Below are 24,420 nucleotides of genomic sequence, written 5' to 3' on the forward strand. Positions count from 1 at the left end.
GCTCTAGGTACCTTAGATGATCACCTTTATCGTATCGATCCTGCTGCTGATAGCGGGCTACTTTACCTATGGGAAATTCGTTGAGCGTGTGTTTGTCACTGACCGCAAGCGTCAAACGCCCGCTTTCAGCATGCGCGACAACATTGACTATGTGCCGATGAACACTACGCGCAATTCACTCATTCAGTTATTAAACATTGCCGGTGTCGGCCCTATTTTTGGCCCGATTCTCGGCGCTCTGTATGGGCCAGTGGCGTTTGTGTGGATTGTGATTGGCTGTATCTTTGCCGGTGCTGTTCACGATTACCTGACCGGCATGATCTCGATCCGCAACCACGGCGCTCACCTGCCGCAACTGGCCGGCAAGTTCCTGGGTAAAGCGATGAAGCATGTGGTCAATGGTTTCGCGATTCTGCTGCTGCTTTTAGTCGGTACGGTATTCGTCACCTCGCCTGCGGCGCTGCTGGCCAATATGACCTCGCTGTCGTTAACGCTGATCATCGTCGCTATCTTTATTTATTACTTGATTGCCACCCTGCTGCCGATTGATAAGGTCATTGGCCGTATCTACCCCTATTTTGGCGCCCTGCTGCTGTTCAGCGCGGCGGGTATCGGTATCGGCTTGATCATCACGGGCGCTCCGATTCCTGAGCTCTCGTTCCAGAACATGCACCCTGACGCCGCACCGATTTTCCCGCTGCTGTTTTTAACCATCTCCTGCGGCGCGCTTTCAGGTTTTCATGCCACCCAAACGCCGATTATTTCGCGCACCACCCAAAACGAAACCAATGGTCGCAAAATTTTCTACGGCATGATGATCACCGAAGGCATTATCGCGATGATCTGGGCGGCCGCCGCCATGAGCCTGTTCTATGGCGACCAGTCGCTTTCCGATGTGCTGGCGGCCGGTGGCCCTGCTGCGGTGGTCAGCGAAGTTTCTACCACCATGCTCGGCGCTATAGGCGGCACCCTGGCGGTACTCGGCGTTATTGTGCTGCCAATCACCTCGGGCGATACCGCTTTCCGCAGCGCGCGGATGATCATCGCCGACTACATCAAGATCGATCAAAAGCCGATTATGAAGCGCGTCATGGTCGCTCTACCGCTGTTTGTGGTGTCTTACGCGTTAACGCACATGGACTTCACACTGCTGTGGCGCTACTTCTCCTGGGCGAACCAAACCACCGCCGTGATCGCGCTGTGGGTAGGCACCATGTACTTGGTGCTGTCGCGTAAGCCTCACTGGATTACCTCGATCCCAGCCACCTTTATGACCATGGCCACGTTTACCTACTTAGCCTACGCGCCGATCGGTTTTGGTCTACCGCTGCAGCTAAGCTATGTGGTGGCCGCGTTAGGCACACTCCTTTGCATTGCGCTGTTTATGAAGCGTGTCCGTCGCCTAAGCCGGGCAACTTTTGCTGTTGATGAGCCGGCGGTACCAAGCCAGTTTGTGGACAGCGGTGAGGCGATTGCCGCTAAATAGTTAGGCGCTCCATAACGTTACCGCCACACTCTCTTCATAGGACGCTCTTCACACAAGAGTCACGCCACAAAAAAGGGCACACATCAGCCACATAACCGTGTTTGATGCGTGCCCTCGCTTTTTCTACTATCTCTTTTATCCTACCTTTTCTCCCCTACTCCTCATGTTTATCGCTTCCATGCTACTGCGGTATAGACGAATACAGGCAGGGCCTACTCTAGGGGTATCGACCAGAAGTAGGTCTCGCCGGAACTATCGTCCACACCGTCGTTGTCGCTGACCAGCCAGGCGTTGCCATTATCGTTGATCGCCATTCCTTCAATCTTGTCCACCACAAAGCCGTTGTAGCTGGCCAGGTCGGGAATCAGGTCGCGCACTAGCTGTTTCTCGACCACCGGCAGCTCACCGCCCAGCGGGGCGGGTTCCAGGCCGTCCAGGGCAACGCGGGTCACTTGCTTAACCTTCGCCTCGGCGCCGATCTGGTTGTCGCGCTCGATCAAATAAAGCCAATCGCCATGGGCGGTGATTTCGGAGAGGCCAATCCAACCCTGTTCCACGTTATCCAGCGGGTAATGAACAGCGGCCCACTCGCCACTGTCGATATCAAAACGCAGCAGCTTGACCATGCCCTCGGGGTCATCCTGCCAAGGGCGCTGCACCGCCAGCCACAGTTGATCATCAATGCGCGTGACGCCTTCTAATCCCCACTTCAATGCCTGTTGAGCGAGCGCCTCGGGCAGTGCAATTCCTTGGATAATCTCGCCGTCGGAACCCACATGATAAAGGGTGTTGGCAAGGCCTTTGTCGTTACCTTCGGAAGCGACCCAGAAGCCACCTTCACCATCGGTGGTAATGCCTTCCATATCCAGCCCTAGCGCAGGCTCACCGTTGCGGGTCACGTCCAGTGCTGCCGTAATCCGCGCCGGGGAGGCTGAGGGGTCGATGGTAAAGATGCGCGGCTGGGCGCTGTAGAAGCTGTCGTTGACCGCGTAGAGCATGTCATCAGCGGCGACCAAACCGGAAAGTGCGCCCCAGCCGATCAGTTCATCAGCGCCCGCCGAGGTCAGGGTGGGATAGACCGCTGGCGCATCCTGGTATTGATAAATCATGACATGGGCGCGGGGGCCGCCGTCTTCGCCCAGATCCCCTTCATTGGCGGTGGCTAACAGGCCACGGCTGGGAATCGCCACGGCGCCTTCGGGAGACAGGCCCGAGGGCAGTAGCTGGGTGAGCTGCGGTTCGGCCAGGTTGCTAACGTCATAAACGCCCACCAGCGAGCCGCGCTCGGAAAGCAGGAAGACATAGGGCGTACCTTCGAACACCGCAAACTCCATCCCCTCCGGCTCGCTGCCTTTGGCATCCGAACGCTTATCGGGGTAGTGACCCGCTTCAATCACCGCGCGCTCGAATGAAGTACCTGACTCGTATACCACCTCGCCACGCTTGTTGAAGATCGTCCAGCCGCGCGCGCCGCCATCCATATCGCCTTCGTTGGCAATAGCGAAGTGGTCGTTGTCGATCCACTGCAGCGCATCCGGCTCGCGCAGACGCTCGGCTTGCTGCTCGTTGAAGATCAGTGCACCGTCATCGCTGGCGTCAATGCCGTCCAGGTCGACAGTCCCGGCGCTGAAATCCGCCACCACCTTACCGGCGTAGTCGAGCACCACTAGGTGGTTGTTCTCCTGCACGGTCACGACGGTCTCACCCAGGGTGTTGATATCGACAAACTCCGGCTCGGGATCCTCGGGGGCGATCTCGGCGAGCCCGGTTACGTCGGCGTAGAGCAGGCTGTCACAGTTAACCAGCCCTTCCGCATTGATCTTCACCAGTGCCACGGAACCGCCGGGCATCTGCGGTACACGTCCATCGCCCGCCTCTTCGTCGCGTTCGTTCTCAATGGCGACAGCGACAAAGCGCCCATCGGGGGCCGCAGCGGAAGCTACACTATCGGGCTGTCCGTCCAGCGGGCAGGAGGCGAGTATCTCGCCACTGGCTAAATCGACCGTGCGCAGCTCACCGGAAGGCTCGCTGTAGGAAACCGATGTATTCACTCCGACATAGGCCATATTGCCGAGCACCGATACGGCCGTAGGCTCACCGTCCATAACGATATTACCCAGCGGTTGCGGATTAGCCGGGTCACTGATATCGATGCGCCCGATCACGCCCAGCGGGCTATCGGTATACACCAGCGTCATGCCATCACCGGAGGCAGCAATGATTTCAGGCGCGGTCTCGCGTGTACGATCCTCGCCCTCAGCCATATTATCGGGAACCGCAAAGCTGGCGATGCGGTTGAAATGTTTATCTGCCGCGCCTGCCGCTTGCGTGGCGGCCAGCACAACAGCCAGCGCCAACAGGGTTGGTCTGCGTTTGAGTATCATGATGGAGTTAATCCCTTGCCTAAGCTTAAGAAACGACTGATTAAGTTATTAAACTTGCTATGTCCGATTAACCATCCAACATCATAACGATGTCAGGCTTATGACACTCACTGGCTAAGTTAGCGCCGTTGGCTATCGGCACACCTCAGCGCGAAATCCAGGTTGCCGCGAAGATGGGTAAGTAGTGAAGGAACGCATAGGGGAAAAGGGAAGCAGGAAAATCGATAGGTTAAAGGAGACCTTAGAACGAAAGCAGCCAGTCAGTTAGCCCTGACTGGCTGCTTTTTAGCTAGTTTTGGTTGCTAGCTTACTTCTATACATACGCGACATACGCGCGATAGCGTTTTACTCGTCGCCTGCCATCTGCATTTGGCGTTGCATGTAATTCTGAATACCCACCTTGTCGATCAAACCAAGTTCCGTTTCGATGTGATCGATATGGTCTTCTTCGTCGGCGAGCAGATCGCGGAGCATGTCGCGGGTAACGTAATCTTTAACGCTTTCACAATAGGTGATGGCTTCGATGTAGTCGTTGCGGCCATCGTGCTCAATTTTTAGATCGCTTTCGAGCATTTCTTTGACGTTTTCGCCAATGTGCAGCTTGCCCAGGTCTTGCAGGTTGGGAATGCCTTCCAGGAATAGGATACGCTCGATGATCTTGTCAGCGTGCTGCATCTCTTCGATGGACTCATCGTATTCCCACTTGGCGAGTGCTTTTAGGCCCCAGTCTTTGTACATCTTGGCGTGCAAAAAGTACTGATTGATCGCAACCAGTTCGTTGCCGAGCGCCTTATTGAGATGCTCAATAACTTTCGTATCACCTTTCATGACGTCACCTTTTCTACTGTAATGCTGATGTTTAATCTAGTTTAGACAATACGATCAAGCAGTTACGTTTGGAGAAGAGTATAGGCGCAAATAGCTATACCCCCAGCGTTTCTGAGAGTATAGATAAGATGATTAAAAGTTCAAGCAAATCAGTTATTTGCTAAAGATAACCCTAACAATAGTGATTCGCGTCACACGGCGTAGGCAAGGCCCATATCGGCTTCTTGACGTGCTTCCTGAACGGCATCGCGGGTAATTGATTTAGCGTAGCACGCGCACTTACCGCACTGCGTTGCGCAGCCGGTTGCCTCGCGTACTTCTCGCCAGCTGCGCGCTCCGTCGCTAACGTGCTGGCGAATCTGATGATCGGTTACTCCCTTGCACACGCAAACGTACATGGCGACACCTCATAAAAATCATGAGATGAATGTAAATGATTCGCATACATCTTATCAAGTAGAAATGACTGCTTTTTGCTATCCATTCGTCTTAATAAGCAAGAGCAGCAAAATAACGTACTGGCGTAAAAGCACTTTTTGCCCCATACCAGCTGAAATTATTTTTTCGGCAAAACCACCGTTTGCGTGTTGGAAGCAATATCCGGCCAGCTACGCCGCTGTTTATCGAACAGCACCCATAAGTAGCCCAAACCAAACGCCAGCAGCGAGAGCCACGCCACCGCGCAGCGGATGAGGCATTGCTTCAAGTTCAGTGAATACCCGTCTACCGTTTGCACCCGTAATCGCCATGCCTGCATACCCAAGGTCATACCACCGCGCGACCAGGAGAAAACAAAAAACAGCGTGACAAAAAACACCAGCAAGAGCTGCAAACTCAAAACATCGCTGGCCGTAGTGCCAATCTCTTCGGGCTGTTGACCCAGCACATAGCGGAAAAACAGCATATGCACGACGGTCACCGCAATCCAAATCGCGGTGACCAAAAAGCCGTCATACAGCATGGCGCCCAGTCGTCGGCCAAGACCGGCTGGCCATACGCTGTCCAACTGAGTAAAGCGTCGTGTTTGCATAGTTCTCTTCGTGGTTGCTGGCTGTTTCTGGACGATACGAGGCTGTGATGGCTACTATTGCGGCATTAACCATTGCGACGTAGAAAGTAGATCCCGACCCCAGCGCAGGCCAGAGTCGGCACCAGTACGGCCCAGACGGGTGAAAAGCCAAATATCGTCGAGGCGGGCGCCAGTAGATCCTGAACGTACTTAAAGCTCAGCCCAGTGACAACGCCATAAAACACCCGAGTACCAGCGGCCACGGTGCGCAGCGGGCCAAATACAAAGGAGGCGGCAATCAGCACCAGCGACCCCATGGTGAGCGGCATCAGCATCTTCTGCCAAAAATACAGCAGTGCCTGATCATTCTGCAGGTTCTGCTCTTCAAGGAACTGGGCATAGGCCCAAAGCTCGCTGGGCGCCTGACTCTCAATATCGCGCAGCAGCCTCTCTAGCTGGGTGGGGGTGAAAGAGGTGTCCCAACCCATGCTTGCCATCTGCTCAGACTCGGTGTGATCGTCAAAAATACGCGTGGTAGCGACGTTTTCCAAACGCCAGGCATCGTTTTCCCAGTGTGCGCGCTGAGCGTAAGTGGCTTCGACCAGTTGGCGGTCATCAAAGCGATAGCGGGTTAAATCGAGCACGACGTTATCCGCGCGAATTGCCCCAAAACGGTAGACGCTGTCACCCTCTACCTGCCAGCCGCTGCGACTGGTCAACACAGCGCCTTCACCCTGGAGTTTTTCCAGCCGCCACGCCTCGGCATACTGCTCGGTGCGTGGGCTAACGTATTCGGCAACTAACAGCACCACGACCACGACCACCAGCACGGGTTTCATCACCCCCCATACAATGCGCGCCAGAGAACGCCCAGCGGCGCGCATAACGGTGAGTTCGTTACTTGAGGCCATACTGCCCAAGCCAATTAGCGCGCCGATCAACACCGCCACCGGGGCATACTGATAAAAGCGCCAAGGCGTGCGCATAAGCAGGTAAAGCAATGCATCGAGTGCGGTATAACCCGCCTGTACATCACCTAAATCATCGATATAGGCAATGGTAATATCCAACCCAAGCAGCACGAACTGGACGACGATAATGGCCGCCAGTACGTTGCGGGCGATGTAACGATCAAGACGATCAGCTACCGTTAACAACTTCAGCATCAGCGCGTCCCCTTACGTTGCGAGCGCCACAGCATTAGCAGGCCCAACCCTAAGAACAGTCCGTGTACCGGCCACACCCCCAACGTAGTCGGCCAGGTGCCGCTGCCAGTAGCATCGACCACTGCCAGAAGCAGACTGAGATAGGCGACGTATAAAAAGACGGCGGGCAGTAGTTTACCAAAGCGCCCCTGGCGGGGATTAACCCGGGAAAGCGGCTGCGCCATCAAGGCCAGCACAAACACCATAAGCGGGAGTCCTGCCCGCCACTGCCACTGGGCTTGGGCACGGGGGCTTGGATTACTCCATAGCGCAGGCGTAGTGGCGTACTCCAGTGAATCCAGTTCCTGCCGGTCGCGATTCAGCCCTAGTCGCAATGTATAACGCTCAAACGTTAGCCGCTCGGCACTCTTATCGCCCGGCGTCACCCCGTAGCGCTCACCGTCATCCAACACCAGAAAACGGCTACCCGTTTCGAGGCGGGTTTCCTGATAGCCCGATGCCGCCCGGGTAACGTAGTCGTGAGTACCTTCGTCGCCTTGTTGGTTCTGCTCGTGCACCAGCACATCCTGCATTTCCGTTCCGTCGCTTGAGAAGCTGCCGATATAGGCGGTACGGCCACCGCCGAACTCTTGAAAGCGCCCCGGCGCCAACACGGAAACATCCAGGCGACTGCGCTGCTCTTCCAGCGCGGTCTCGGTTTGCAGCGCCCCAAAAGGCGTTAGCCACAGGCTGCAGACACCGACCAGTACCGCCACCACGCTGGCAGGCAGCAACGTCACCTTCAATAGCCGCGTGGAGCTCATCCCACAGGCGACCATTACAGTGATTTCGCTGTTCATATAGAGCTGCCCGTAGGCGAGCAGGATGCCTAGAAAAAACGACAGCGGTAGAATCAGTTCCATAAAGCCAGGCAGGTGAAACATCATCAGACTGCCTAGCATGGTGACGGGAATATCGCCCTCCGCCGCGTCCGAAAAATAGCGGATAAAGCGGCTGCCCATAATCACCAGCAGTAGAATGCCAGCGACTGCCGACATGGTGAGTAATACTTCGCGAGTTAGATACCGAAATAAAATCAACGCGCTCTCCGGCTAGTCGTGCAGGATGCCATGCAATAAGCGTATGGCTTGGGTACACTAATCAAACTATTTTCAGTCCCTTTTCAAAATCAAAAGCAACGGGGCATTATCCCGAATCCCTCGATGCTTGTCTTGTTGGAGACGTCATGGAATTTTCCGTTCAGACCGCGAACCCAGCCAAAGCTGAAACACCCTGCCTTTTGGTGCCGGTTTATAAAGGGGGCGACTTCCTGCCCACCGTTGCCAAACTGGACGACGCCAGCGAGCGCCTGATTGGCCAATTGCTCGAACGCGGCGACTTTGACGCAGCACTGGGCAACGTGCAACTGGTACCCTTTGCGCCAGGCCTGGGGGCCGAACGCATTTTGCTGGTGGGCTTGGGAGAGCGCGAAAAATGCCAGGAAGCGGCCTTCATCAAGGCGCTGGATGCGGCCATGACCGCGCTAGTGAAACTGCCTATTGACGAAGCCAGCGTAGTATTTGGCGATGTTCCGTTGACTGACCGCGATGCGGCCTGGAAAGCACGCAAGGTAATGGAAGCTGCGGAGCGGGCTATCTATCGCTTTGATCAGTTCAAATCCTCGCCCACGCCAACCCCCAGCCTTGCCAAGCTGACGTTAATTATCACCGATGCCGACGCTGTCCCGCAGGCTAAGCAGGGTGCGCTAGTGGGCAACGCTATTGGCCAAGGCATCAACTACACCCGCACGCTGGGCAACCTGCCCGGTAACGTCTGTACGCCCAGCTATTTAGCCGAGCAGGCAGAGCAGTTGGGTCGCGACTCACAAGGCGCGCTCGAGGTCGATATTCTCGATGAAGAAGCGCTGGAAGCCCTGGGTGCAGGCTCGCTACTATCCGTAGGCCGCGGCAGCAAAGAGCCGACACGCCTGATCGTTATGAAGTACCAGGGCGCCGAAGAAAGCGAAGAAGCACCCCATGTATTGGTAGGCAAAGGCATTACTTTTGATACCGGCGGTATTTCGCTCAAGCCCGGCGAAAGCATGGACGAAATGAAGTTCGATATGTGCGGCGCCGCCAGCGTGTTCGGCACCGTCAAAGCGGTATTGGCGATTAAACCCAAGCTCAACCTGGTATTTATCGTTGCCGCCGCGGAAAACATGCCAGATGGCAATGCCACCAAGCCCGGTGACATCATCAAAACCCTCAAAGGTTTGACCGTCGAAGTGCTTAACACCGACGCGGAAGGCCGCCTGGTGCTGTGCGATGCACTCACCTACGCCGAGCGCTTTACTCCCGCCAGTGTAGTGGATATCGCCACTCTCACCGGCGCCGTGATTATTGGCCTGGGCCACCACGCCACCGGCCTGCTCTCCAACGACGATGACTTGGCACTGGATCTGCTGGATGCGGGCGAAGCCGCCTGGGATCGCGCCTGGCACTTGCCACTGTGGGATGAGTATCAAGAGCAGCTTGAGTCCAACTTTGCCGACCTTGCCAATATTGGTGGCCGCCCCGCGGGCACGATTACCGCTGCGTGCTTCTTGTCACGCTTTGCCGATCACTTCCCCTGGGCGCACCTGGATATCGCCGGCACCGCATGGCACTCCGGCAAGCAAAAAGGCGCCACCGGCCGCCCCGTTGGGCTGTTAACCCAGTACCTGCTTGACCGTGAAGCAGACGCCCAAGTAGAAAATAGCGACGTCTAACAACACAATCGGGCAATCAACGGTTGCCTTTATTTGACGCAACCGTTACACCTAAACCCATTAGCGTGTGCCTTATCTCAAGGCACACGCTACGACCACTTTAACGCTTATATTACGACGCCTATATTTGCCCTTCAGGGCTTGGATCAAGTAGAGAGAACATGCCGTGCCCACTAACTTTGAGATTCTGCCATCCAACCAGCCGATAGCCGATGAGATCCGTGACAACATTCTCAAAAACCCCGGCTTTGGCAAACACTTTACCGATCACATGGCCCATGTGCGCTGGACGGTTGACGCCGGCTGGCACGGACACCAAGTGCGCCCTTACGGCCCGCTAACGCTGGATCCCGCCGCCTCTGTGCTGCATTACGGCCAGGAAATTTTTGAGGGCATCAAGGCCTATCGCCATGCCGACGGCTCTATCTGGACGTTCCGCCCTGAGAAAAACGCCGAGCGCTTCCGCCGCAGTGCCCGCCGGTTAGCGCTGCCGGAACTTTCCGATGAAGACTTTATTGGCTCGCTAAAAGCGCTATTAGCGCAAGACCATGTCTGGGTACCGACACCCGCCAGCGCCTCTGACGAGTGCAGCCTCTACCTGCGTCCGTTTATGATCGCCTCGGAAGCCTTCTTGGGCGTACGCCCCGCCCATGAGGTGGACTACTACGTGATCGCCTCCCCCGCGGCGGCGTACTTTAAAGGCGGCATTGCCCCGGTATCAATCTGGCTCTCGTCTAACTACAAGCGCGCAGCCCCCGGCGGTACTGGCTTTGCCAAGTGTGGCGGTAACTACGCTGCTTCATTGGCTGCGCAGAAAGAGGCCGAAGCCCACCAGTGTGGTCAGGTCGCGTTCCTCGATGCCGCTGAAAACAAGTGGGTGGAAGAACTCGGCGGCATGAACCTGTTCTTCGTCTTCAAAGATGGCCGCTTGGTGACCCCGCGCCTGACCGACACGATTTTGGAAGGCGTGACCCGCAACTCGGTACTAACCCTGGCGAAAGATGAAGGCCTAACGCCGGAAGAGCGCCCGATTAGCATTGACGAATGGCGCGAAGGCGCGGCGTCTGGCGAGATCACCGAGATCTTTGCCTGCGGTACCGCCGCGGTTATCACCCCAGTAGGTGAACTGGTCAGCGAAAACGAGCGTATCAAGCTAGCTGCCGGTGGCAATAATGAGATTGCCATGCGCATTCGTACCAAGCTGCTCGACCTGCAGTATGGCCGCAGCGAAGATAAGTACGGCTGGCTAACCCAGCTGGTTTAAGCGGTTTTAAAACCAGCGCTTATCCTTTCAGCACCGCCGCATTCTTGCGGCGGTGCTGTTTGCAATCGACGTATCTGAAATCGTTTTACCTGGAACCGCTATGGCGCGCATTGATTTCTACATTCTGCCCGATACCACCTTGGAGGCGCGCTTGCAGTTCGCCTGCAAACTGGCCGAGACCATCTGGCGCAAAGGCTACCGCCTGCATCTCCACTGTGAAGACAAAGCCCTCGCCGAGCAGGCCGATAACGCGCTATGGAATTTCCGCCCGGACGCCTATTTACCCCATGCTCTAGAAGATAGCGAGATGGCTGCCAGCGTGCCGATTACGCTAGGTTGGCAGCAGTTGCCGGTGCCCACGGAAGAAACCGCGCTGCTTAATCTACACCCGGAAATACCCGAAGGCGTAGAGCGCTACGCGCGAATTGCCGAGATTATTAATCAGCACCAACAGGTGCTGGTCGCCAAACGCGCCTGCTGGCAGCGCTATAAAGAGATGGGCCATGAGGTCGTGCCGCATAAATTGGGGTAGGCACAATGCATCCAACGCGAAGAGGCTTGACCAGACGCTGAAATTGACGCCTTTCTCCATCGCGAGCTGAAGCGAAGTAAGCCATGACGATAAGTGAACTTCTTGATATGGTCGCACGCGGCGAAGACAGCCGCCACCAGTTCAAACGCGATGCCACCAACGCGGATGGCCTTGCCGCTGAGATGGCCGCCTTTGCCAACAGTGGCGGCGGGTGGTTGTTGCTGGGCGTCAATGATGACGGCTCAATTGCAGGGCTGGATGGCGCGGCGGTACGGCGGTTGAACCAGCTACTTGGCAACGCTGCCTCCCAGCATGTACGTCCTCCCGTGCATCCGCTGACCGAGAATGTGCAGACAGATCAGGGCATTGTAATAGTGATGGAGGTGCCCGATGGGCTGGCCAAACCGTATCTTGATAATCAAGGCCGCATTTGGGTCAAGCAGGGGTCGGACAAACGGCATGTGACCTCCCGCGAAGAACTGCAGCGCATGTTCCAGCGTTCTGGGCTGGTTTACGCTGATGTAGTACCAGTAGCGGGTACTTCGGTGGAGGATATCGATGACAAGGCGTTTACTGGCTACTTCAATCGCCGCTATGGTGAGAGCAGCGAGTTCTCCGGTCTGACACGGGAGCAGTTGCTGCAGAACTTGGGCCTGGGCGATGGGCAGGAGTTGAATCTGGCGGGGCTGATGCTGTTTGGTCGCAATCCTCAGCGCTGGCGTCCGGCCTTTGAAGTGAAGGCAGTGGCCTTCCCCGGCACCGCGCTGCACGATACTCGCTACCTGGATAGCGAAGATATCAAGGGCACCCTACTGGAGCAGTTCCGTGGCGCTTTTGCCTTTATCAAGCGCAATTTGCACCATGTGCAGCACGGGCGTAGTTTCAACACCCTGGGCGAGTTGGAGATTCCCGAAACGGCGCTGGAAGAGTTGTTGGTCAATGCCTTGATTCACCGAGACTACTTCACCAGCGCTTCCGTCCGCTTGATGGTCTTTGCCGATCGTGTGGAGATTGTCAGCCCTGGCCACCTGCCGGATAGCCTGAGCGCTGAGGACATTCGCCGGGGTAAGACCATCCGCCGTAATCCTACGCTCACCGAACATGCCAGCCATATCTTACCCTATCGCGGTATGGGCAGTGGCATTCCACGAGCGCTTGAGGCATGGCCAAAGATTGACTTGCTTAATGACCCTTCAGGCAATCAATTCAGTGCAATCGCTTGGCGGCCAGAGGCGGAGTGGACGGACGATACCCCACCAGTCACCGGGGAAGTCACCGGGGAAGTCACCGGGGAAGTCACCGGGGAAGTCACACGACTACTCGCGGTCTTGCAAGGCGAAATGAAGCGCTCAGATATACAAGCAGCGCTTGGGTTGAAGCATGAAGACCACTTTCGGGAATCCTATCTGCGTCCGGCATTAAAGGTCGGCGCTATTGAAATGACAATTCCAGACAAGCCACGCAGCAGCCGTCAGAAGTACCGTCTGACAGCAGCCGGGCAGAAATGGGTAGCCACTCAAGGAAGACAACATTGATATGGGCAAACCAACCTGAAAAGAGGGAAGACTGGTCAAGGTCAATGCCCTGAGAATTGATTGATTCGATCCGTCAAGGTGCCAGCGAAGGCGAGCTCCCCTCGGCAGCGTGAGCTCTGCTCTGAGCGTGCCGTCTGGAGCGGTGGCCGCTAACCAACTTCAGCAACGCATCCAGTCAATGCTGTTCGAACATACCAACATCTCGAAGAAGCCCGAGAAAATCATCAGCCACAAACACGTGACCCCGCACTTGGCGGGGTCATCAACGGAAGTCGGCAATCGCTGTCAGTGCGTCCCAGGCGTCTTTGCCTTAGCCCCCCTGTTGCTGCATCTGCTCCTGCATCTGTTGTTGCATTTGCTGCTGCTGTTGAGCCACGGCCTCATCCAGTTGATCGCGCTGCTCCTGAGTGAAAACGCCTTCGATCTGAGACTGTATGATAATGCTATCCGCGGTCATCTCGGCCGTTAGGTCACCAAGACGCTCTGCATCTGCCCGAATGGCGGCTTCGTCATAATCAGTCTGAACGTGCTCACTGAGTTGCTGTTGCAACTGCTGGGCTTCCTGCTCATTGGCACCAACGTCGTCTTGCATCTGGGTCAAAAGGTTGCTGAGTTCTTCCTTCTGCCCATCATTCAGATCGACCATTTCGTCAAGTTGATCAACTTGGTCATCGACACTGGGAGTGCTACCAGCCATTTGCTGGGCCATGGCGGGAACACTGAATGCCAGTGCTGCAACGGCTGGAAGGAAAAGCTTGGCTACGTGCATAAAAACTCCAATTGCGAACAAATTTGTACTTCCTGCCCGACGAATCCTGACGGGTCTTGTGATCCGACACTGCTGTTTTTAAAAAATTCGTCGTAACGGTAAATTGTTGATTACCATTAGCGGGCTCTGGCCGCGCCCTTTGCCCTCATGGAGACGTAAACGTGTTCACGCGCTACCCGCTTGTTACGATTGTCATCGCCCAGCTGTTCGGCACCTCGCTATGGTTTAGCGTTAATGGCGTTGGCTTGGCGCTTCAGGAGGCCGTCGGCCTCAGCGAAAGCGATTTGGGTCTGCTCACCATCGCCGTTCAGGCAGGGTTTATTACCGGCACGCTGCTGATCGCAACCACTGGTCTTGCCGACCGAATTCGTGCCAGCCACCTGTTTGCGATTTCTGCCGTTCTCGGCGCACTGATCAACGCCGCCTTTATTGGCGTGGCCGAGAGCGTAACGCTCGCCGCTGTTGCGCGCTTTGCGACCGGGCTCTGTCTGGCGGGTATCTACCCGCTGGGTATGAAGCTGGTGGTGAGTTGGACACCCAGCCATGCCGGGGCGGCACTGGGCTGGCTGGTGGGCATGCTCACCTTGGGTATTGCCTCCCCGCATCTGCTACGCGGTTTAACGCTGAGTTTACCCTGGCAGTGGCCATTGCTGCTGGCGTCACTGCTGGCGCTGGCCGCTGCGCTAATGATTTTCAAGCTGGGCGTTGGCCCCCACCTGCCAGCCACCGCCAAAAGCGGCCGCCCCTGGGCAGGCCTGGCCGCTTTCAAACAGCCCCGCTTTCGTGCCGCCGCACTGGGTTATTTCGGCCACTGCTGGGAGCTTTACGCCCTTTGGGCGCTGGTGCCGTTTCTGGTCGCCCGGGAGCTGGAGCGCTTGGGTGCTGCAAACAGCGCTCAACCGTGGCTAAGTTTTGCGGTGATCGCGTTGGGCTTACCGGGCTGCGTGCTGGCAGGCAAATGGAGCCGACAGATTGGCAGTGCCCGAGTGGCCTGCGTGGCATTGGCTACCTCCGGTGCGCTCTGTTTGGTTTATCCCCTGTTGGGCAGCGCCTCGCCCTGGCTGCTGCTGGTGCTTCTCGGCGTATGGGGCGTTAGCGTTATTGCCGACTCCGCGCAGTTCTCTGCGCTGGCCAGCGCCACGGCTCCACCCGAGCGGCTAGGAGCAGCGCTGGCGATGATGAATGCGATCGGCTTTGGGCTGACCATTCCTTCCATTGCACTGGTCACAGCGCTGTGGTCGAGCCAGTCGCTGGCTGTCATTTGTTGGCTATTGCCGGGCCCCATCCTCGGGCTAATCGCCATGCGCGGATTTTCTGCCCATAAACAGCTCTCATAAACACATCACATACGTACTGTGCACCCACAATAGAGCGTGAGTAGCCCCTGACGACCACTGCCCTTACGCGGTATACTCACGCCCATTAAATTATGCATTTATGCATTTATGCATTTGCGCATTTATGCGTTTATACATTTTTGCACATTTCTCGCCAGCCGTGAGCCAACTCTCCATGGAAAAGACCTACCAACCCGAACAGATCGAAACCCGCTGGTACGAGCGCTGGGAAGCCGACAACCGTTTCGCCCCCTCCGGCCAGGGCACGCCTTTTTCGATCATGATTCCACCGCCCAATGTGACCGGCAGCCTGCACATGGGCCACGCGTTCCAGGACACCATTATGGATACCCTGACGCGCTGGAAACGAATGCAGGGCAATAACACCCTGTGGCAGGTAGGCACCGACCACGCCGGTATCGCGACGCAGATGCTGGTGGAGCGCAAGATTGCGGCTGAAGAGGGCAAGACCCGACACGACCTTGGTCGCGATGCGTTTATCGACAAAGTGTGGGAGTGGAAACACGAGTCCGGCGGCCATATTACCCGCCAGCTGCGCCGCATGGGCGCTAGCGTCGACTGGTCTCGCGAACGCTTCACCATGGACGACGGCTTCTACAAGGCGGTACAAGAAGTGTTTGTGCGCCTGCACGAAGAGAAGTTGATCTATCGTGGCAAGCGCCTGGTCAACTGGGATCCGACACTGCACACCGCCATTTCTGACCTGGAAGTGGAGAACAAAGAGCAGCAGGGCAGCTTCTGGCATTTCCGCTACCCGCTGGCGGACGGCGTCAAAACCAACGATGGCAAGGATTACCTCGTAGTCGCCACCACCCGCCCGGAGACCCTGCTGGGCGATACCGGTGTGGCGGTGAATCCAGACGATGAGCGCTACGCCTCTCTGGTCGGCAAGTTCATTGAGCTACCGCTGGTCGGTCGCCGTATTCCGGTGGTTGCTGACGAGCACGCCGATATGGAGAAAGGTTCGGGCTGCGTCAAGATCACCCCCGCCCACGACTTCAACGACTACGAAGTCGGCAAGCGCCAGAACCACCTGCTGATAAACGTCTTCTCCAAAGACGCGGCGATCCTTGAACAGGCCGAGATCTTCGACCTGAAAGGACAGCCCCAGCCCGATGTAGACGCCACTCTGCCTGCCAAGTACGCAGGTCTCGACCGCTTTGAAGCGCGCAAGCAGATCGTTGCCGACATGGACGCCCTGGGCCTGCTAGAGCAAGTCGAAGCCGTTAACAACACCCTGCCTTATGGTGACCGTTCGGGCGATGTCATTGAGCCGCTGCTCACCGACCAGTGGTTTGTAGCCGTGGAGTCCCTCGCCAAGCCCGCCATCGAAGCGGTGGAAAATGGCGATATCCAGTTCGTGCCCAAGAACTACGAGAACATGTACTTCGCCTGGATGCGCGACCTGCAGGATTGGTGTATCTCCCGCCAGCTGTGGTGGGGCCACCGCATCCCGGCCTGGTACGACGAGGAAGGCAATGTCTACGTTGCTCGTAGCGAAGCCGAAGCTCGCGAGAAGCATGAGCTCGGCCCCGACGTAACCTTGACGCAAGATGAAGACGTACTCGATACCTGGTTCAGCTCGGGCCTGTGGACGTTCGGCACCCTCGGCTGGCCGGAACAAACCCCGGAGCTGGAGACCTTCCACCCTTCCAGCGTTCTAGTGACCGGCTTTGACATCATATTCTTCTGGGTTGCCCGGATGATCATGATGACCCTGAAGTTCACCAAGCAGGTACCGTTTAAGACGGTTTACGTACACGGTTTGGTGCGCGACGGCCAAGGGCAGAAGATGTCCAAATCCAAGGGCAACGTACTCGACCCCATCGACCTGATCGACGGCATCACGCTGGATGAACTGCTCGAAAAGCGCACCGGCAATATGATGCAGCCGAAACAGGCCAAGGCGATTGCCAAAGCGACCAAGGACGAGTTCAAAGACGGTATTGAAGCCCACGGCACCGATGCGCTGCGCTTTACGTTCCTCTCCCAAGCCACCACCGGGCGTGATATCAAGTTTGATATGAGCCGCCTGGACGGCTACCGCAACTTCTGCAACAAGCTGTGGAACGCCTCGCGCTACGTGCTGATGAACGCCGAAGGCGAAGATTGCGGCACTGGTGGTGAAGAGGTTGAGCTTTCACTGGCCGACCGCTGGATTATCTCGCAGCTGCAGAAAACCGAAGCCCAGGTCACCAAGGCGATGGACGAGTACCGTTTCGACCACGCCTCCCAGGCGCTGTATGAGTTCGTCTGGAACGAGTACTGCGACTGGTACCTGGAGCTTTCCAAGCCTGTTTTGTGGGATGAAAATGCCACGGCAGAAGCCAAGCGCGGTACCCGCCGCACGCTGGTACGCGTACTCGAAGCGATTCTGCGCCTTGCTCACCCGATGATGCCTTATATTACCGAAGAGATCTGGCAGCGCGTGTCGCCGCTGGCAGGCGTGTATATGGGTGACGATGCGTCGATCATGCTGCAAGCCTGGCCAGAAGCCGACGAAAGCAAAATCGACGACCAGGCCAGCCTGGATATCGAGTGGTTGAAAGGCGTCATCATCGCCGTGCGTAACATCCGCGCCGAAATGAACATCGCCCCCGGCAAACCGCTTGACGTGCTGCTCACCAAAGGCAAGCCCGAAGACGCCGAGCGCCTGGAGAGCAACCGTCGCTTCCTTTCCAAACTCGCCAAGCTCGAAAGCGTTACCTGGCTTGAAAACCCAGACGACGCCCCGCTCTCAGCCACGCAGTTGGTGGGCGACATGGAAGTGCTGGTACCGATGGCGGACCTGATCGACAAAGACGCCGAAATCGCCCGCTTAAGCAAAGAGATTGAGAAGCAGGACAAGCTGATCGGCGGCATCGAGAAGAAGCTTAGCAACGACGGCTTTATCGCCAAAGCCCCGGTAGCGGTGGTGGATAAAGAGCGCGGCAAGCTAGCCGAATTCCAAGCCACCAAGCAGTTGCTGGAAGAGCAGCGCGCTAAAATCTCAGCGCTGTAAGTCCTCCCCCGGCGCCAGGCAGCTCTGACTGCATGGCGCCGGCGCGCTTGCCCGCTGATCGGATAGCGCCTATAACGGGTAAATGGACTCCCCCAGCACAGACAGCGTTTCGCCCCGACACCCCCTGGCAGTCTTGCGTTTCCTTGGCTTGGTACTCTTGGGCAGTGTCGTCGGCGGAGTGGCGGCTCTTGTAGCCGTTGGCTTCGTCAATGCGGTGGTATGGCTCAACGACCTGCTGTTGATCTCCCCCCGAGGCCAGATGATGGCTGCAGACACCTCTCTGGTGATACTGGCTACCCTGCTGGTGCCAACCCTTGGGGGGCTGCTCGTTGGTCAACTGCACCGCGGCCTGCCTGGGGGCCGCCCCCATACCCCTGCCGACGCCATCGCAGCCGTCCAGACCCGCCGAGGTCGCCTACCCGCCCAGGCTGGTGCTCTCTCAGCGTTAAGCGGTTTGGTGTCGTTAGGCGCAGGCGCCTCGGTGGGTCAGTACGGCCCCCTGGTACATCTCGGCGCGACTCTCGGCTCCCTAATCACACGCTTGCTGCGCCTGGGGCGCTCAGAGGACAATATCACTATCGCTTGCGGGGTAGCGGCAGCCATCGCTGCGGCCTTTAATGCACCACTGGCGGGCATTGTCTTCGCCCACGAAGTCGTGCTACGCCACTATGCCCTGCGCGCCTTCGCGCCAGTGGCTTCCGCCGCCATCGTCGGCTATGTGCTGGCCACTCAGTTGCTTGCTCAGGGGACGCTGTTCCATATCACTGAGCCTGACGTGCCTCAACCTTGGGAATTCGCCCTTTTCCTAGCCTTGGGTGGCCTAGGCGCCTTGGTGGCTGGAGGCTATATGCATGCCATTCTTGCCATGGGCCAGCTGGCCAAGCGGCTACCGCTGCCCACCAGCCTTCATCCCGCACTAGCCGGGGCTTTGCTCGGCCTAACGGCTCTTTGGGTACCCGATATTCTCGGCATGGGCCAAGAAACCCTGCGCTTCGCCACCTTGCCCGGGGCCTATAGCGGCGGCGAGCTGCTGATGGTACTGCTACTAAAGCTGGCCGCGACCGCTTTGTGCCTGGGGCTGGGCTTCGCTGGTGGTGTCTTCAGCCCAGCGCTGGTGATCGGCACCCTCTTCGGTGCCCTAGCGGGCACCCTGGTAGCGGAGCTGAGGGGCGGCCAGGAGACGTTTATCTTCTATGCGGTGTGCGGCATGGTCGCGGTCACCGCACCGGTTCTCGGCGCGCCTCTTACCACCCTGCTGATCGTCTTCGAACTTACCGGCAGTTATGCGTTGACCACCGCCGCCCTGGCCAGCGTCACGCTAGCCAATCCTCTGGCCGCCCAACTGTTCGGCCGCTCGCTATTCGATATTCAATTAGCCCGCCGTGGTTTGGATCTCTCCGCTGGCCGCAGCCGCGCCGTGCTCCAGGAGGCGCGGTTGACCGAGTTGATTAGTCATGATGCCGTCACCCTGGCCCCCGCGACCCCACTGAAAGCGGCCATCTCGCGCCTTAGTCAAGCGGGCCATGGCGAAGCTTATCTGGTGGACGACCGAGGGCGCTACCAAGGCTGCGTGACTCTGGCAGGCCTTGAGACCCTCCGCGAAGGCAGCGAGGCTACAACCCTGGCCGACTGTCCCGAAACGCCCCGCCCAGTGCTCGATCCGCACGCCTCGCTTTGGGAGGCAATGCAGCAGCTACAAAAGGTCACCGGCGAGGCCATCGCCGTCGTGGATGACGAACGGCGCTTCTTGGGGGTGGCCTATGAGTCGAGCATTGCTCGAGCCTTCTTGCATCACAGCGACGCCCTACGACGGGAGGAACACGGTGCTGGCTAGACGATTGATCCCAGGACTTCTGGCCGGGCTGCTCGTCCTGGCAACCCCCATCAGGGCGGGAGTGCCCGACGCTGCCGACTCTCTGACGGTATTGAGCTGGGGCGGTGCCTACGAGCACGCCCAGCGCCTTGCCCTCTTCACACCCTTCACCGAGGGCCATGATATACCGGTGGCAGTGGACAGCTATAACGGCGGCCTGACGGAACTGCGCCAGGCCGTGGCGGAGAACGATGTCCCCTGGGACGTACTCGATATGACCCGCAGCGAGGCCATGGCAGCCTGCGAAGAGGGCCTACTGGAGCCACTCCCCCCCGAGCTAGCCGCCCCAGCGCCGGACGGCACTCCGGCATCCCAAGATTTCCTTCCTGGCGCCCTGGGTCGCTGTTTTATCAGCCATTCGATCTTTGCCACCGTCGTGGCCTATCGCCGTGATGCTTTCCCCGGGGAGCGCCCCACTCGCATCGCCGATCTCTTCGATCAACAGCGTTTCCCTGGCCCCCGGGCCTTACAGCGCACCCCCGCGGCTAATCTGGAGTGGGCGCTACTCGCCTACCGGGTTCCCCGGGAAGAACTCTACCGTCTGCTCAGTACCCGCCGCGGCCTGGACTTGGCCTTCGCCCGGCTGCAAAGCATCGACAATATCCACTGGTGGGAGGCCGGTGAAACCCCGGTGCGCCTGCTGGAGGAGGGCCAGGTGGTCATGGCTTCCGGCTACAATGGCCGCTTCTTCGCCGCCATGGTGGAGCGCGACCTGCCCATCGAGATCCTCTGGGACGGCCAGCTCCAGGAACATGAGACCTGGGCGATCCCCCGCGGTGCCCCGAACCCCGAGGCGGCCCAAACATTTATCCGCTTCGCCACCACCAGCGAGCGCCAAGTGGAGTTGGCCCGGCATATCCCCTATGGCCCAACGCGACGCTCTGCTGCTATGCAGGTTACCACCCACCGCGACAGTGGCCTGGACATGCGCCTGCATATTCCCACCCACCCCATCAACGCCCAGGGTGCGGTGACCAAGGACGAGACTTGGTATGCCCGTACCCAGGAACGCATTGAGGCCCTCTTTCGCGAGACCCTGTTTCGTGAAGCCCTGACGACACAAGAATGAATGCGCAGTGCGGTTTCAAAAAATGGGCGGTTACAGTTAACGTGGCAATGCTGATAACCGTACTACGACATTGGGAACGAGGTGATCGCACTTCCCATGGTCCAGCGCTGGCATTACTGCATATCGTTGCCAAGGAACCAAAGGCTGTACTGAGAGCATTGGGCTAACAGAAATGCTCTTTTAAATTAAATTTGATATTTTTGAATTTGAAGCTGTCGGCTACTATGTCGGTTCACTCAGACTGAGTGTTATTGCGTATTACCCAACCGTTTAACCATTGGCTGCACCATAAGCGCGGAACCAACCCTCAGCGCTTCAAGCGGCCCCGTTGGAAGATATCCAGACGAGGTATAAAAACCAACTGCAGCTTCGTTGCTTGTTGTTACTGCGAGCTTTATACACTCACACCCTTTATTTACAGCCCAGGTACTAATTTCATATAGAAGAGACTTGGCGATCCCCTTCCCTCGCAGCGCAGGTGAAACCCACATTTGGTAGATATGCGCCATTTTCGTATCGGGCTCATGTATTACCCCCCAGGCTAGGCCAACCGCTTGGCCCTCCAACTCAGCAATTAAGGGCAGAGCGTCCAGGCCTCGCCATTTCAGATCCAAGCGTGTCTGCCATTCAGTGTCTGAGAGCGTTACTTCCTGCTCGTAAGTTGAGCCAAAAGAGTCAGGCGCATCCTCAAGAGAGTTCAACCGCGCCAACTTATAAAGCTGCCAATCTTGCGGGGTTAATACTCTGCTCTTTACGTCACTCATGATCGAGATCTTCCTGCATGATGAGGGGCCCCTGAGGTGCTAAAGATCCTGTGCGTAACGCGCAAGCATCTCTTCCTGTAACTCTGGCGAGCTGCTACGACCTGTTGGCACTTGAATCATCTGCCCCACCATCGGAAAGATACATTTTCATGAGCGGTATATATATCGAAGATAATTAACTTATTAGTTATGACTCATAATATCTATGCAGCGCTAGCGCATGACATATTGGTCCCCTTACCACTCACTTTAACCACATTTTCTTACGAAACGTGTAAGGTTGGTACAAGAACGGCCACTAAGTGGCATCGCTGATTCAGCAACGACACGGACTGCTCTATGCCGACACCAACCGAAGCGCGTTTACAGGCGCTGGCAAGCGAATTAAAGCGGGCCGGGATTGCATACCATGAGCTTACGCCAATGGCGGATACCGGGCTGGCCCATGATCATGTGTGGATCCATCGCAGCGTGGGCGATGACTGGGTGGCGCGACTGCCGAAGCAGAGTCAGATGAATCTGCCGCCTAGCGAGAACCTTGCCTATCAGACTGCCTGCTACCAGCGCTCTAGCCCTGGAGGACACACGCCAACGCTTTACGACACTCTGCCGCCGAGCGAGGCACTGCCCCGGGGTGGGCTACTGGTTGAGGCTATCCGTGGCCGCTTGGCCAAGTTGCCGGAAGACCTGCCTGCCATCGCGGATGCTCTAGCCAGCTTGCATAGCCAACCGCTGCCCAGTGTCGCAGAGCAGGCACCACTGCTTGCCCCCGAAGACCCATGGCAAGCGATGATAGATGAAGTGCGTCAGCAGGCTAACTGGTTGAGCGACGCGCAACTTTCGAGCAAGGTCACCCAGCGCATTAAGCAGGAGCTGGACTTACTGCCACCTCACTTAAGCGATGCCGCGCCGACACTGATTAGCTTTGACACCCACCCTGGCAACTTCTTAATCCACGACGATGGCCGCGCGGTGTTGGTGGATTTAGAGAAGTGCCGCTACGGCCTGCCGGGTATCGACCTCGCCCACACCAGCCTCTACACCTCGACCACCTGGGACGTAAGCAGCCAAGCGGTGCTATCGCTAAGTGACGTGATTAGCTTTTATCGCCGCTGGCAAGCCAACATGGATAAGTCGCCCGATACAAACACCCTGGTTGCCTGCCGCCGCGCTACCTGGCTCTGGTCGTTGACCTGGTGTGCCAAGTGGCGCGCCCAGCACTTGAATGCCAAGGATGCCCAGCAACGCGGCGAAGACTGGTCCGCGGAACTCACCGACCCGGCAGTAATCGATCACGTACGTGACCGCGTTGAACACTACCTCTCGCTGCCGACGATTGATCACGTTCATAGCGAGCTTCAGTGCTTGCAAGCCACCCTATAACGTTTTTCTCCTACTGATATGAGGTGTGCGATGCCGAATAAACGCAACTCCCTGGGTGCTACGATTGCCGTGGCGATGCTGGCTTTCTCTTTACCGGTCATGGCAAACCCTGATCCCAGCGATTGGCAAAGTGTTGTAGCGGAAGCCGAAGGCCAAACCGTTTACTGGAATGCCTGGGGCGGTGATACGCGCACCAATCGCTACATCGATTGGGTGGCGGAGCAAATGCAGGCACAGTACGGCGTCGATGTGGAACACGTAAAGCTGGACGATACCGGCAGCGCGGTAGCTCGGGTACTGGCAGAAAAGCAGGCGGGCAACCACACCGAGGGCAGTATCGACCTGATTTGGATCAACGGCGAGAACTTCGCTGCGATGCGCGAAAGCGACCTGCTGTTTGGCCCCTTCGCTGAGTCGCTGCCCCATTTTGCGCTCACCAATGCCGCCGATAACCCTGAGGTGGTGACCGACTTCACGTTACCTACAGAAGGCTATGAATCGCCCTGGGGTAAGGCGCAGATCACCTTTTTTTACGATAGCGCTCAAACCGAGACTCCACCCCAGAATATGCAGGCACTACTCGCCTGGGCCAACGCCAATCCCGGCCAGTTCAGCTATCCGCGTATTCCCGACTTCACCGGCAGCACCTTTTTAAAGCAAGCGCTGATCGAACTCACCGATCAGGAGGAGGCACTTTACCAGCCGGTTTCAGAAAGCGATTTTGAAGCCGTCACAGAACCTCTGTGGGCCTATTTAGATGCGCTGCACCCGCACCTGTGGCGTAGTGGTCGTACCTTTCCGGACTCTGGCCCCAACCTGCGCACGCTGATGAGCGACGGAGAGCTAAGTTTAGCGTTTTCGTTCTACCCCACCGATGCCGCCGTGGCAGTCATGGAGTATGAGCTGCCCGAAAGCGTGCGCAGCTACGTGCTGGAAGGCGGCACTTTGGGTAACGTTCACTTTGTGGCGATCCCCTATAACTCGCCGCATAAAGCCGGGGCCATGGTGCTCGCCAATTTCCTGCTTTCACCGGAAGCTCAGGCGCAAAAGCAGTCGCTAGCGATGTGGGGAGACCGCAGCGTGCTGGATATCGATCAGCTAGACGCTGAGACCCAAACGCTTTTTGAGCAAGGGGATCGCCATCCTTCCGAGCTACCGGCGGACGCGTTGTCCAACACCCTACCCGAACCACACCCTAGTTGGATGACCGCCCTGCAAAATGCCTGGCTTGAGCGTTACGGCGTTAACTAACG

The 24,420-nt window shown here is 57.3% G+C and carries 19 protein-coding genes; 11 read left to right on the plus strand and 8 right to left on the minus strand.

The genetic code is table 11. The features are described 5' to 3' along the window. Positions 1-16: 16 nt before the first annotated feature. Positions 17-1,486, plus strand: coding sequence for a carbon starvation CstA family protein (locus HZS52_RS01170; RefSeq protein ID WP_009288516.1), 1,470 nt, complete (start codon positions 17-19; stop codon positions 1,484-1,486). Between the two features lie 212 nt (positions 1,487-1,698). Here the strand turns inward: HZS52_RS01170 and HZS52_RS01175 are convergent, their stop codons facing one another. The 6 genes from HZS52_RS01175 to lptF form a co-directional block, all read right to left on the minus strand. After that, positions 1,699-3,870, minus strand: coding sequence for an esterase-like activity of phytase family protein (locus tag HZS52_RS01175; RefSeq protein ID WP_190374026.1), 2,172 nt, complete (start codon positions 3,868-3,870; stop codon positions 1,699-1,701). A 345-nt stretch (positions 3,871-4,215) separates the two neighbouring features. Next, the gene (gene bfr / locus HZS52_RS01180; RefSeq protein WP_009288515.1) at positions 4,216-4,698 is read right to left on the minus strand and encodes a bacterioferritin; all 483 of its coding nucleotides are present in this window, start codon (positions 4,696-4,698) and stop codon (positions 4,216-4,218) included. A 191-nt stretch (positions 4,699-4,889) separates the two neighbouring features. Then, on the minus strand, positions 4,890-5,096 hold the full coding sequence (locus HZS52_RS01185) for a (2Fe-2S)-binding protein (RefSeq protein ID WP_008959830.1): 207 nt from the start codon (positions 5,094-5,096) through the stop codon (positions 4,890-4,892). Between the two features lie 158 nt (positions 5,097-5,254). After that, positions 5,255-5,728, minus strand: a complete 474-nt coding sequence (locus HZS52_RS01190; RefSeq protein ID WP_022520149.1) for an RDD family protein — start codon at positions 5,726-5,728, stop codon at positions 5,255-5,257. Positions 5,729-5,793: 65 nt separating this feature from the next. Further along, positions 5,794-6,873: an LPS export ABC transporter permease LptG gene (lptG, locus tag HZS52_RS01195; protein WP_190374027.1), complete on the minus strand. Its 1,080-nt coding sequence runs from the start codon at positions 6,871-6,873 to the stop codon at positions 5,794-5,796. Continuing rightward, positions 6,873-7,952, minus strand: a complete 1,080-nt coding sequence (gene lptF / locus HZS52_RS01200) for an LPS export ABC transporter permease LptF (protein ID WP_190374028.1) — start codon at positions 7,950-7,952, stop codon at positions 6,873-6,875. Before lptF ends, lptG begins: the two co-directional genes overlap by 1 nt. 146 nt (positions 7,953-8,098) lie before the next feature. Between lptF and HZS52_RS01205 the strand changes: the two genes are divergently transcribed. The 4 genes from HZS52_RS01205 to HZS52_RS01220 all read left to right on the plus strand — a co-directional run bounded on the left by HZS52_RS01205 (position 8,099) and on the right by HZS52_RS01220 (position 12,950). Then, positions 8,099-9,619 (plus strand): leucyl aminopeptidase, encoded by a 1,521-nt coding sequence (locus HZS52_RS01205; RefSeq protein WP_159176006.1) that lies wholly within the window; start codon positions 8,099-8,101, stop codon positions 9,617-9,619. A gap of 166 nt (positions 9,620-9,785) precedes the next feature. Further along, positions 9,786-10,883 carry a branched-chain amino acid aminotransferase gene (locus HZS52_RS01210; protein WP_190374029.1) on the plus strand — a complete coding sequence of 366 codons (1,098 nt, stop codon included), beginning with the start codon at positions 9,786-9,788 and terminating at the stop codon, positions 10,881-10,883. A 100-nt stretch (positions 10,884-10,983) separates the two neighbouring features. Then, a complete protein-coding gene (locus tag HZS52_RS01215) occupies positions 10,984-11,415 on the plus strand; it encodes a DNA polymerase III subunit chi (protein WP_022520155.1) in 432 nt (143 codons plus the stop codon). An 83-nt stretch (positions 11,416-11,498) separates the two neighbouring features. Then, complete coding sequence (locus HZS52_RS01220) at positions 11,499-12,950, plus strand: Fic family protein (protein ID WP_138800416.1); 1,452 nt, start codon at positions 11,499-11,501, stop codon at positions 12,948-12,950. Between the two features lie 310 nt (positions 12,951-13,260). Here HZS52_RS01220 and HZS52_RS01225 read toward each other — a convergent pair whose 3' ends face one another. Next, positions 13,261-13,719, minus strand: a complete 459-nt coding sequence (locus HZS52_RS01225) for a Spy/CpxP family protein refolding chaperone (RefSeq protein WP_022520157.1) — start codon at positions 13,717-13,719, stop codon at positions 13,261-13,263. Positions 13,720-13,880: 161 nt separating this feature from the next. Between HZS52_RS01225 and HZS52_RS01230 the strand changes: the two genes are divergently transcribed. The 4 genes from HZS52_RS01230 (at position 13,881) to HZS52_RS01245 (ending at position 21,020) form a co-directional block, all read left to right on the plus strand. After that, positions 13,881-15,056, plus strand: a complete 1,176-nt coding sequence (locus tag HZS52_RS01230) for an MFS transporter (protein WP_190374030.1) — start codon at positions 13,881-13,883, stop codon at positions 15,054-15,056. A gap of 175 nt (positions 15,057-15,231) precedes the next feature. Further along, on the plus strand, positions 15,232-18,078 hold the full coding sequence (locus HZS52_RS01235) for a valine--tRNA ligase (protein ID WP_022520159.1): 2,847 nt from the start codon (positions 15,232-15,234) through the stop codon (positions 18,076-18,078). Positions 18,079-18,160: 82 nt separating this feature from the next. Then, positions 18,161-19,912, plus strand: a complete 1,752-nt coding sequence (locus HZS52_RS01240) for a chloride channel protein (RefSeq protein WP_190374031.1) — start codon at positions 18,161-18,163, stop codon at positions 19,910-19,912. Continuing rightward, on the plus strand, positions 19,902-21,020 hold the full coding sequence (locus HZS52_RS01245) for an extracellular solute-binding protein (protein ID WP_223828025.1): 1,119 nt from the start codon (positions 19,902-19,904) through the stop codon (positions 21,018-21,020). The genes HZS52_RS01240 and HZS52_RS01245 overlap by 11 nt, the downstream gene beginning before the upstream one ends. Positions 21,021-21,268: 248 nt before the next feature. Here HZS52_RS01245 and HZS52_RS01250 read toward each other — a convergent pair whose 3' ends face one another. Beyond that, positions 21,269-21,784 (minus strand): GNAT family N-acetyltransferase, encoded by a 516-nt coding sequence (locus HZS52_RS01250; RefSeq protein WP_009288510.1) that lies wholly within the window; start codon positions 21,782-21,784, stop codon positions 21,269-21,271. Positions 21,785-22,123: 339 nt separating this feature from the next. Here HZS52_RS01250 and HZS52_RS01255 point away from each other — a divergent pair, with 339 nt between their 5' ends. Both HZS52_RS01255 and HZS52_RS01260 read left to right on the plus strand, forming a co-directional pair. Continuing rightward, positions 22,124-23,167 carry an aminoglycoside phosphotransferase family protein gene (locus HZS52_RS01255; RefSeq protein WP_190374033.1) on the plus strand — a complete coding sequence of 348 codons (1,044 nt, stop codon included), beginning with the start codon at positions 22,124-22,126 and terminating at the stop codon, positions 23,165-23,167. Positions 23,168-23,197: 30 nt separating this feature from the next. Continuing rightward, positions 23,198-24,418, plus strand: a complete 1,221-nt coding sequence (locus HZS52_RS01260; RefSeq protein ID WP_190374034.1) for an ABC transporter substrate-binding protein — start codon at positions 23,198-23,200, stop codon at positions 24,416-24,418. Positions 24,419-24,420 lie beyond the last annotated feature (2 nt).

Source organism: Vreelandella titanicae (genome assembly GCF_014697095.1).
GTDB lineage: Bacteria > Pseudomonadota > Gammaproteobacteria > Pseudomonadales > Halomonadaceae > Vreelandella > Vreelandella titanicae.

Coding starts and splice junctions, on each gene's coding strand:
- HZS52_RS01170 (WP_009288516.1), top strand. CDS start 17: ATGATCACCTTTATCGTATCGATCCTGCTGCTGATAGCGGGCTACTTT.
- HZS52_RS01175 (WP_190374026.1), bottom strand. CDS start 3,870: ATGATACTCAAACGCAGACCAACCCTGTTGGCGCTGGCTGTTGTGCTG.
- bfr (WP_009288515.1), bottom strand. CDS start 4,698: ATGAAAGGTGATACGAAAGTTATTGAGCATCTCAATAAGGCGCTCGGC.
- HZS52_RS01185 (WP_008959830.1), bottom strand. CDS start 5,096: ATGTACGTTTGCGTGTGCAAGGGAGTAACCGATCATCAGATTCGCCAG.
- HZS52_RS01190 (WP_022520149.1), bottom strand. CDS start 5,728: ATGCAAACACGACGCTTTACTCAGTTGGACAGCGTATGGCCAGCCGGT.
- lptG (WP_190374027.1), bottom strand. CDS start 6,873: ATGCTGAAGTTGTTAACGGTAGCTGATCGTCTTGATCGTTACATCGCC.
- HZS52_RS01205 (WP_159176006.1), top strand. CDS start 8,099: ATGGAATTTTCCGTTCAGACCGCGAACCCAGCCAAAGCTGAAACACCC.
- HZS52_RS01215 (WP_022520155.1), top strand. CDS start 10,984: ATGGCGCGCATTGATTTCTACATTCTGCCCGATACCACCTTGGAGGCG.
- HZS52_RS01220 (WP_138800416.1), top strand. CDS start 11,499: ATGACGATAAGTGAACTTCTTGATATGGTCGCACGCGGCGAAGACAGC.
- HZS52_RS01225 (WP_022520157.1), bottom strand. CDS start 13,719: ATGCACGTAGCCAAGCTTTTCCTTCCAGCCGTTGCAGCACTGGCATTC.
- HZS52_RS01235 (WP_022520159.1), top strand. CDS start 15,232: ATGGAAAAGACCTACCAACCCGAACAGATCGAAACCCGCTGGTACGAG.
- HZS52_RS01240 (WP_190374031.1), top strand. CDS start 18,161: ATGGACTCCCCCAGCACAGACAGCGTTTCGCCCCGACACCCCCTGGCA.
- HZS52_RS01250 (WP_009288510.1), bottom strand. CDS start 21,784: ATGAGTGACGTAAAGAGCAGAGTATTAACCCCGCAAGATTGGCAGCTT.
- HZS52_RS01255 (WP_190374033.1), top strand. CDS start 22,124: ATGCCGACACCAACCGAAGCGCGTTTACAGGCGCTGGCAAGCGAATTA.
- HZS52_RS01260 (WP_190374034.1), top strand. CDS start 23,198: ATGCCGAATAAACGCAACTCCCTGGGTGCTACGATTGCCGTGGCGATG.